Genomic DNA, 8,544 nt, shown 5'->3' on the forward strand with positions numbered 1-8,544 from the left:
ATTAAGCTTCCCGCCAAAGGGTAAGTAGAAATTTTCCAACAGATCTGCCATATCCCGATTCGGCACGAACACGTTCGCTCACTCCATCTGCAAGGTTTTTTGCCAATTTTCTATGTTTTCCTTGCAGATAAATTCGACAAAAGTAGCTCAAATCCCTTGTGGAATAAGGATTTTTTGTTCGTTCAGCAAGCCCTATTATAGCATGCCCGTTCCCCTGTTCGCCTGCCGCAAACTCCTCCGAGCTTCTATCCCAAAAGAAAACAACAAATTTCGGCAAAGGGAGACCGCGTTCGGGCGATGACCTTGTGAGCCGTCAACGAGGAATCGGATAACGGGAAGGGAAGGGTCTCAAAGCATGGCGGAAGGGGGTGGACGAACGCCGAAGGCGGCAAACGCACTGCCTCGGGGTCATTGCGGAAAGGGCGGCCTACGGACGAACGGATGCGGGCGGGAAGCGGAATTCCGCTCGGCCATTCCGGCGGAGAGGCGGCCGGACATACGCCGCTCTCCGCTTCAACTGCTCTTCGTGACCGTAGACATCTCGGGGTAGCGGAACGGGAACCGGATCTCGAACGTCGTTCCTCTTCCCAACTGGCTGTACACGTCGATTTTCCCCTGATGGTTGTCCACGATCTTGTAGCTGACCATTAGGCCGAGCCCGGTGCCCTTCTCCTTCGTCGTATAGAAAGGCTGGCCCATCTTGGCCAACTGATCCTCCCCGATGCCGGGCCCCTCGTCGGAGATGCGGATCCGCACCGAATCGTTCTCCCGGCTCAGCTTGACGCGGATCGCTCCTCCGTCGATCATGGCCTCGATGGCGTTCTTGATCACATTGATGAACACCTGCTTGATCTGGTTCTCGACCCCGTACACCCATAAAACGTCGCGTCCGAGGTCCGTCTCGATGGCGATGTTGTGGAGAATCGCCTGCGTCTCCAGCAGCGTGATCGTCTCCCGCATCATGTTGCGGACGTCGTGGTACGACAGCTCGTACACTTGCGGCTTGGACAGCATGAGCAGCTCGCTGACGATGTCTTCGATCCGGTCCAGCTCGGAGTTCATGATGTTGTAGTAGCTCGCTTCCTTGCGGCCGGAAGCGATCAGCTGCAGGAATCCCTTAAGCGAGGTAAGCGGGTTGCGGATTTCGTGGGCGATGCCCGCAGCGAGCTGGCCCGCCACGTAAAGCTTCTCGGAATTGATGAGCAGCTCCTCGTTCTTCTTGCGTTCGGAGATGTCCCGGATGATCACTTGAACGGCCGGCTCGTTCTCCAGCGTGGTGATCGTCTCGACAATCTCCGTATGCAGCACTTTCCCTTTGAGCGTATACCATTGTTGTTCCAAAGGACCGCTGCTCCGCGTAATAATCAAATTGTGCAGCCGCTCCCGCACCGAATCGTGATCCTCCGGCTTGAGGAAGGAATAGATCGATTTGCCGAGCATGTCGCCGGGACCGTCCGCCTCGAACATTCGCAGCCCCGCCGCGTTGACGAACGACCAGCGCTCCTGCTTGAAGATCGCGATCGTATCGAGGGAATTTTCAACGACCAGCCGGTAACGCTCGTCCATCTGATTCATTCTTTTGTCGACGTACCAGGTTACCCATGTCGCCGTCAGCAGCAGAAGCGCGTAGATGCCGACGATCAGGACGAGCAGACGGACGTCGGCGTTCAGCTTGTCCAACGTGTAATAAACCGAATAATCGATATCGAGCGCGCTCGTGCCGAGCATCTGGACGAAGATGGTCGCCAGGCCCAGCGTCACGCCGGCAAGCCATTTGTTCCTCTCGCCGCCCCCCAGTTCGGACAGCCTGAACGCCGCGAAGGTTCCGATAAACAGCACGAACAGCGACACGACGATCGTCGCCGGATTGGCCGCAATGCGCTCGATCGGCTGTCCGAGCAGGCTGAAATAGTTCATGAATCCGACGCCGAAGCTCAGGATGACGCTGCCGATGGCGACCCGGTGCCGCAGCGTGCTCTGAATGGTCAGCATGATGAACGCCATCAGCGAGAAAAAAATCGTGAGCAGAATGGAGACGGGCATGCTCCAGGAGAAAAACAAGGGGCTGTCGAAAGCCATGGTCGCCACGAAATGCTTCGCCCAGAGCCCGACGCCGAAGACGAACGCTCCGCCTGCGAGCCAGAAAATCCGGAAGGCGTTATTGGTTCTTTTCAGGTTGCCGATAAAATTGAACATGGTATAAGATGCGAGTATACTGATCGACAGTGCCAGCAGCAGAAAGATTGCAGGCCAGGCGCCTCCGGTACCGTTCATCCATTTCCCTCGCAATATGTGCTGATTTTCGCGCTTGTTGTATTGATTTCGACGGTATTTTCCAAATTCCTTTTCTATTTTTTCACCAAAATTGGAGGAGTTGAAAAGATGGTTAAATCTTGGGTGCAGGAGTTTAAGGCGTTCGCGATGCGGGAAAATGTGATCGACCTGGGGGTCGGCGTGATCATCGGGGGCGCGTTCATTCCGCTCGCAGCCGTCCGCTGCGGACACTGCACGTCCGATCTGTCCGCCGATTCGGCCGGACTAGCCGCCGCGGGGCGGGCTTAGCCTATGACGACGGAATGGTTCGACGTTTACGACGATCAAGACCGCCCGATCGGCAAGGCCACCCGCCAGGAGGTTCACGCGCGCGGCCTGTGGCATCATACGTTTCATTGCTGGGTCGCGCGGCGAGGCGAGGACGGACGGGCTTACGTGCTTTTCCAGAAGCGAAGCCCGCAGAAGGATACGAACCCGGACCGGTTCGACATTACGGTCGCCGGCCATCTGGCCGCGGGAGAGTCGGTGCGGGACGCCGCCCGCGAGATGGACGAGGAGATCGGCTGGAGCGTTCCGTTCGAGAAGCTCGTTCCCTACGGAACGTTGCGCGAGGAAGAATGCGGAGAAGCCGGCTCCGTCCCTTATATCGACCGGGAAGTCAGCCACGTATTCGGCTGCTTGACCGAGGAGCCGCTTACCTCGTTCCGGCTTCAGCCCGACGAAGTCGCGGGCCTCTATGAGGCGGACGCCGAAGCGCTGATCGCCCTGATGAACGGCGAGCGGGCGTCGGTGACGGCTGAAGGCGTCCGCCTCTCGGCCGGCGGCTCCCTCGTTCCGGCAACGGAGGAAGTGACGGCGGACCGGTTCATCTCCCGCGACAAAACGTATTATATCGGCGTTTTCCGCTTCCTGCTCGAGATGGCCCGAAGCGGATCGTCCGACTGAGACGGAAGGCCGATGCATTCGAGCCGGATCGGCGACCATACGAGCCGGCCGCTGCGAAGCGAGCCTTCCCACCAGTCGCCGGTCAGCGGCGATTGGAACAGCACGTCGAGACGGCCGTCTCCGTCCGTGTCCCACACCCGGAACGGACGGCCGTCGTTGACGGCGCCGAACGTTCGGCTCTCGCCGACCGCTCCCCAATCAAGCCGAATGTTCTCTCCCGCCGCGTTGTCGCCGGCCGCTTCGCGGACCGGACCGAATTTCTCGCGCCGGCTCCGGACCTCCGGCCTCCCCAGCCACCAGCTCCCGTCTTCCCGCCTGTATCGGAGAACTTCTCCTTCCCGCTCGTAAAACTTGCCTCTCCAGAACGACAGCCCTGCGTTGAAATTGCCGAGTCCTTCCCAATTGCGCCACCAACGATCGATCATGCCATGAATGTTGTAGAAGTACGTCGAGCGCGGAGCGATGTCGAAATCGTTCAATTCCGGCTCCTCGAACAACTCGGCGGCCTCCTGATGAATGCAGCCGTGCAGGCCGGACCCTTCGATGAAGCGGCCCAGTTCGTCGGACGACGCGAAAGTCTCCGGCTGAAGAAGAACCCGGTATTCGGCCCGCCGGTCGTAGCAGGAAGCCTGGCGAATCGGCTCCGGCACCGACGACCACGGTTCGACCAGGTTCAGGTCGTGGCCGGCTCTCTCGTACCACCTGAGCGCCTTGCGAATGAAAGACCGGTGGAACAACAGAAAGTCTTCCCCGTAGCCGTCGGGCGGCCTGTCGGTATCGACCGTATGGCGGGCGTTATGCCACCTTCTATGTTCCTCCAGCAGCGTTCTTGGAAAGCCCGATATAATCGACATTCGGTAACACGCTCCCCCGTTCGTCATGCGACTGCTTGCCTCCGTCCGCCTTGGCGGGCGAATGCCTCATCTAGCTGCTGCCAGTATATGCAGGGGACTCCGCGCGTGCCTCTCTTCCGTCAGGGCGGCGTATCGGTAATCTCGATTTTGCGCAGCCGGTAAAGCCGGTACAAATGGGTGGCGATCACCTTGACCAGCGCGTAGGTCGGAACGGCCACGAACATGCCGAGCAAGCCGCCCAGGCTGCCCAGCGCGAGCAGGACGATGATGATGGTCAGCGGGTGGATGGCCAGCTTCTTGCCCATGATCTGAGGGGACAGCACCTTGTCCTCGAGCTGCTGAACGATGACGACGGCGGCGATCGTCTCCGCCACCTTCCACGGCGAGTCGATAAACGCGACGATGACGCTCGGCACCATCCCCAGCAGAATGCCGACGTAGGGGATGAAGTTCATCAGCGTCAGCGCGAGCGCAAGAAGCAGCGAATATTGCAGCCCGACAACGGAGTAGCCGATCAGCGTCAGAATCCCGAATCCAAGGCTGACCAGAATTTTGCCTTGTATGTATGCGCTTAGCGTCCGGTCCATGTCCTGCATGATCTTCAGCGCTTCCTCGTCGTGCCGGTCGGGGATGAACTTGAGCACGAGATCGGGAAACTTGCTGCCGCCTTTGAGCATGTAATAGACGATGAAAGGGACGGTGGACAGCAGCAGCACGACATGGGACACGAAATCGATCGTGCGGTTGACGGCGTCGCCGACGTTGGAGACGATCCGGTTGATCAGCTCGGGAATTTTCGCCGACAGGTCGATCCGGTGCTCCAGCAAATAGCGGGCGAGCCATTCGTTTTTTTGCAGCTTCGCGACCTGATCCTCGCCGAGCTTGATGAGCTGCGGCAGATTGTTCATGAGACTGTCGAGCTGAATGCGGATAATCGGGCCGACCAGAACGCCGATCAGCACGAGGATCCCCGTCAGTCCGAGGAAGACGACGGAGATCGCGAGCGTGCGGTTCCTCATCTGTCTGGCCAAATAGTTGACCGGACCGCGAAGCAGATAATAGAAGACGACCGACAAAAAAATCGGCAGCAGCAGCGCCTTGAGCATCGTCCAGAACGGACGGAAAATGAAGTCGACCTTCGACGCCAAATAGACGATCGACAGGGCGACGATGATGCCGTAGCCGATGCGAAAATATTTGCCTTGGGGGATAAGGATCACCTTGCTTTCCGGAAGAAGATTCATCTTTACCTATAACCTTCTTCGGCATGTCCCAAACTAGGGCGGGGCGCTCTCGCGTCAGACGACCGGAATGCCCGCCGCCTTCCGCACCTCGTTCGCCAGCCGGTTGAACTCTTCCTTCGAAGCCGGGTCCGCCGCCGCGAACCACGCCGCCGACAGAAACCGGATGATTTTCTCCGCGTCTTCCTTGGTCATCGAGCTCTCTCCTTCGTCTTCGTTCGTATTCCACCAGCCTTCGCCGCCGTAGGCGCGGTTGAGATCGACGGCCACGCCGGCCACTTTCGCGTTGTTCCGGTATTGATACAGGTTCGCGTGCGAGCTGATCTTGCCTCTGCTCCAGGCGTACGTCTGCCAGAAATGCTTGCAGGCTTTGCGGTTGTACATCTCTTCCACGACGGCGTAGGAAGCGTAGACGCCCGCTTCGTAGCCGGGAATTTGCGCCGCGGCCGCCTTCAAATAAGCCTCGATCGCGTCGTAATCCTTCGGCTGTGCGTCGTAATCCACCGCGAAGTAAATGGCGCTGCCGGCCGGCTGCTGGATCGCCTGCGCTTCCTTGTAGGCCGCCGCTCCGTCGCTCTGCCCCGCCGACGCGCCGCCGGAGGCCCGGTTCGCCGTCGTCTCGAAGACGGAGACGATCTGCATGCCCGCAGCGGTAATCGCCTGCGCTTCCGCGAGCGTCAGCCGCTTCCACTTGTACTGCTGCGGAACCAGGTAGCGAGCCGCGAATCGGTAGCCGGCCGCCGCGATTCCCTGGGCCGATTGCGCCGTAAGCGGCGTGGAGCAGTCGATGCCCACGATCCCGGCGGCACTGCCTTCGTTCGTATCCACGTTGCCGTTCTCTCCTTCCTCTCGCTTTATATCCTCATATTGATTTAGAACATTGGCGCTCATGACGGCAATCCGCTTGTCGGCATAGCCGGGATGCGTTGCGTACCCGCCGGCAGCGACCGCTCTCGCGGCCGTCTGGCCGTCGGTGAGGAGAGCCTCCGCGTAACGGCTGCTGCGGGACAGCAGCTTGCGGTTAGAACCGCCAATGGCGTTCGGGTCCCGGTGAGTGCTGACGTTAAGGGCCTGTCGCTTGTGTACACTTTCCCTTCAGAAGACCGATCGCTAACGGACCCACAGAGGCTGTCGATTCATTGTGGATAGTGAGCAGGTGTTCGAAAATAAAAACTCAATATTAGCGATATTTCGAACAAAATACCCCTTTTTCTCACGAATACTCCCGATTCCGTTGTATAATGAACATATACGGTTTCAGGGGGTTTTTCATTGAGATCGCCTATTCGCTATAAAACGTTCGACCAAATTTCTTTCACAGATATGCTGGTCTACTCCAACCTCCCAAAAGTCCGTTACTTCCAGCAACATCACGGCCGCCTCCGACCGCCGGCAGGATGCGGGCGATGAAGGCTTGCGCAGCAGCCGATAGGTAGTCGGCCATATGGGGAGCCCCCTTACCTAATAGAATATGCGGCAGAGCGGTCCCGGTATGAGTCGGGATGGCCCTCGCAGGTTGTCCTTAGAGTATGTCTGGCGTGCTTGCGCGGTCACGGCGGACCGGCTTTGCTCTCCTCGGAACCCGGCGGATCGACCGCTTTGTTGCGAATTTGCCCGGCCGCCGCCGCCACCAGAAAGGCATTGGCGAGCGCCAGCCCGTACAGGCGCCAGTCGCGCCCGTCGGCTCCGTTCGCCAGCTGCGCCAGCGTCAGGATCGCGAACGCCGTCAGCACCGCGAACAGGTCGGTCGGCAGCCGCGGAGCGATTCGATCCAGCAGAGACTTCGTGTACTGGACAATAAAGTACGTTAACAACGAAGCTCCCCCCATCGCGGAGAGAGCTTCCCAGGTGAACAGTTGGGCGTTATCCATCTTAATTGTTCGCCACCTTAAGCAAAAATCCGCAAGCCGTAATCGCCACCCCGCCGAAGCTGATCGTCGTGCCGATCAGCCATTTGACCGTCTGCTTGTAAACGGCCAGTTCTTCCCGCATCTCGTCGATCCGATGGTGTGCCGACTTCGCCGACTGCAGGGCATCCTGCGCGATATCGCGCGCGCTGTTCATGAGGTCCAGCTTCGTCTCCACGCGCGTCAAGCGTTGGAGAATCTCGTTCGTCTCTTCTGGCATTTGCGGTCACCTCCTAATGAAAGAGGCTTCGCCTGAAGCGAAGCCCGCAATTTTACTATGCCGCTAGCCATTCAAAGGAATCTCGGGAGCATACGCCGCTATTTGGGCTGCGACAAGCCCGCGATCTTCCTGGGTCAAGTTGTACGAGTCCAAGATCGCGTTCACTTGCTCCTCACCGGCGTTGTACCGGATCACCGCGGCCCGCGCGATGATGCGCACTTTGTATGGGGCCATTGCCACGGGGTTCACCTCTTTTTATTCGAATGTAAAAACGGTTCCTTGCGGGAACCGTTCGTTAAGCGCCGATAATATCGGCTATGGCGAGCGTGATGTCGTCGAGCGCCTGTTGCTGGCTGTCGACCGTCTCTTGGAGCGTCTTCACCTGTTCGGACAGCGGCGCCTGGTAGACCGGTTCCTGCGGTTCCGGAGTCGACGGGTCCGCATAAGAAAATACGAGAGTCGGCTTGTCCCCTGTCACGTCAACCCTGTACCCGGAGCACTCCATAAAGTCCTGCGCATACTGGCCGTATTCCAGTTGCAGCATACCGACCGTATCGGGAACGCGTTCCGCCAGCGCCGCATAGGCGGCGAAATCTTGCTCCTGTGTGGTTTCAATAACATCGCCTGTCCGCTCTCCGGTGTCAACTATGACGTTTCCCGTTGTTTTGTCGTAATAGATTCTTCTTCCGATTTGTGCCACTGTTAATCCTCCTCACTCCCATGCCACCCAATCCGCATAGTTTTGATAGTAAGTGCGAAGTCTAAAAGTCCGGTGAATTAAGTCAGTTCTTGCCGTCTAACCGGCGTGCAAAATGAGAAGAACAACCCAGCGAGCGCTGGAACTAGCAGGCCTGACACTACCTCCGTTATCACGGATTTCGGTTTTTCGCATGCCGAAATACCGGTTTGAGGTCGTTTTTTCTTAAACCGGCATAGTTTTTTCAGATTCTGAACCGTTGCCGTAAGTATCGCCTGTTCCTGCATGCAGTCCAACCCACGGCTCCGAGCTCGATCCAAGCCATGTACGACTTTGCTTTCGGCAAACACATGCTCACAACGAGCGCGCAACTTTTGCAAATGACGATAGGAACCATTCAACTGAA

The 8,544-nt window shown here is 58.2% G+C and carries 10 protein-coding genes and 1 pseudogene; 2 read left to right on the top strand and 9 right to left on the bottom strand.

Annotated features, from left to right (window positions below; all coding sequences use genetic code 11):
- Positions 1–513: 513 nt before the first annotated feature.
- Complete coding sequence (locus tag G485_RS28555) at positions 514–2,274, bottom strand: ATP-binding protein (RefSeq protein ID WP_051318354.1); 1,761 nt, start codon at positions 2,272–2,274, stop codon at positions 514–516.
- A 108-nt stretch (positions 2,275–2,382) separates the two neighbouring features.
- Here G485_RS28555 and G485_RS31005 point away from each other — a divergent pair.
- Together G485_RS31005 and G485_RS0116740 are read left to right on the top strand one after the other, a co-directional pair.
- Positions 2,383–2,475 (top strand): annotated as a pseudogene (locus G485_RS31005) (MscL family protein); the annotation flags it as partial.
- Positions 2,476–2,565: 90 nt separating this feature from the next.
- Positions 2,566–3,219 carry an NUDIX hydrolase gene (locus tag G485_RS0116740; protein WP_027093469.1) on the top strand — a complete coding sequence of 218 codons (654 nt, stop codon included), beginning with the start codon at positions 2,566–2,568 and terminating at the stop codon, positions 3,217–3,219.
- On the opposite strand, the gene G485_RS28560 is transcribed toward G485_RS0116740, so the two are convergent.
- From G485_RS28560 to G485_RS29305, 8 genes are all read right to left on the bottom strand, one after another.
- Entirely contained in the window at positions 3,162–4,073 is a 912-nt protein-coding gene (locus G485_RS28560; RefSeq protein ID WP_051318355.1) for a hypothetical protein, read from the bottom strand. The two genes, G485_RS0116740 and G485_RS28560, sit on opposite strands and share 58 nt — an antisense overlap.
- Positions 4,074–4,192: 119 nt before the next feature.
- Positions 4,193–5,317: an AI-2E family transporter gene (locus G485_RS0116750; protein WP_051318356.1), complete on the bottom strand. Its 1,125-nt coding sequence runs from the start codon at positions 5,315–5,317 to the stop codon at positions 4,193–4,195.
- A 54-nt stretch (positions 5,318–5,371) separates the two neighbouring features.
- Positions 5,372–6,142, bottom strand: coding sequence for a DUF1906 domain-containing protein (locus G485_RS0116755; RefSeq protein WP_240489179.1), 771 nt, complete (start codon positions 6,140–6,142; stop codon positions 5,372–5,374).
- 722 nt (positions 6,143–6,864) lie between these two features.
- A complete protein-coding gene (locus G485_RS0116760) occupies positions 6,865–7,185 on the bottom strand; it encodes a hypothetical protein (RefSeq protein ID WP_027093472.1) in 321 nt (106 codons plus the stop codon).
- Position 7,186: 1 nt separating this feature from the next.
- Entirely contained in the window at positions 7,187–7,441 is a 255-nt protein-coding gene (locus G485_RS0116765; RefSeq protein ID WP_027093473.1) for a hemolysin XhlA family protein, read from the bottom strand.
- Between the two features lie 63 nt (positions 7,442–7,504).
- Positions 7,505–7,681 (bottom strand): hypothetical protein, encoded by a 177-nt coding sequence (locus G485_RS30040; RefSeq protein WP_156922428.1) that lies wholly within the window; start codon positions 7,679–7,681, stop codon positions 7,505–7,507.
- A 55-nt stretch (positions 7,682–7,736) separates the two neighbouring features.
- The gene (locus G485_RS0116775) at positions 7,737–8,141 is read right to left on the bottom strand and encodes a hypothetical protein (protein ID WP_027093474.1); all 405 of its coding nucleotides are present in this window, start codon (positions 8,139–8,141) and stop codon (positions 7,737–7,739) included.
- 77 nt (positions 8,142–8,218) lie between these two features.
- A partial coding sequence (locus tag G485_RS29305; protein WP_205620158.1) for a transposase occupies positions 8,219–8,544 on the bottom strand: 326 nt, incomplete at its 5' end.

Source organism: Cohnella thermotolerans DSM 17683 (assembly GCF_000429825.1).
In the GTDB taxonomy this organism is placed as follows: domain Bacteria; phylum Bacillota; class Bacilli; order Paenibacillales; family Paenibacillaceae; genus Cohnella; species Cohnella thermotolerans.

Bases quoted from the DNA above. Each gene is read 5' to 3' on its own strand.
- G485_RS28555 (WP_051318354.1), bottom strand. From the start codon at position 2,274: ATGAACGGTACCGGAGGCGCCTGGCCTGCAATCTTTCTGCTGCTGGCA.
- G485_RS0116740 (WP_027093469.1), top strand. From the start codon at position 2,566: ATGACGACGGAATGGTTCGACGTTTACGACGATCAAGACCGCCCGATC.
- G485_RS28560 (WP_051318355.1), bottom strand. From the start codon at position 4,073: ATGTCGATTATATCGGGCTTTCCAAGAACGCTGCTGGAGGAACATAGA.
- G485_RS0116750 (WP_051318356.1), bottom strand. From the start codon at position 5,317: ATGAATCTTCTTCCGGAAAGCAAGGTGATCCTTATCCCCCAAGGCAAA.
- G485_RS0116760 (WP_027093472.1), bottom strand. From the start codon at position 7,185: ATGGATAACGCCCAACTGTTCACCTGGGAAGCTCTCTCCGCGATGGGG.
- G485_RS0116765 (WP_027093473.1), bottom strand. From the start codon at position 7,441: ATGCCAGAAGAGACGAACGAGATTCTCCAACGCTTGACGCGCGTGGAG.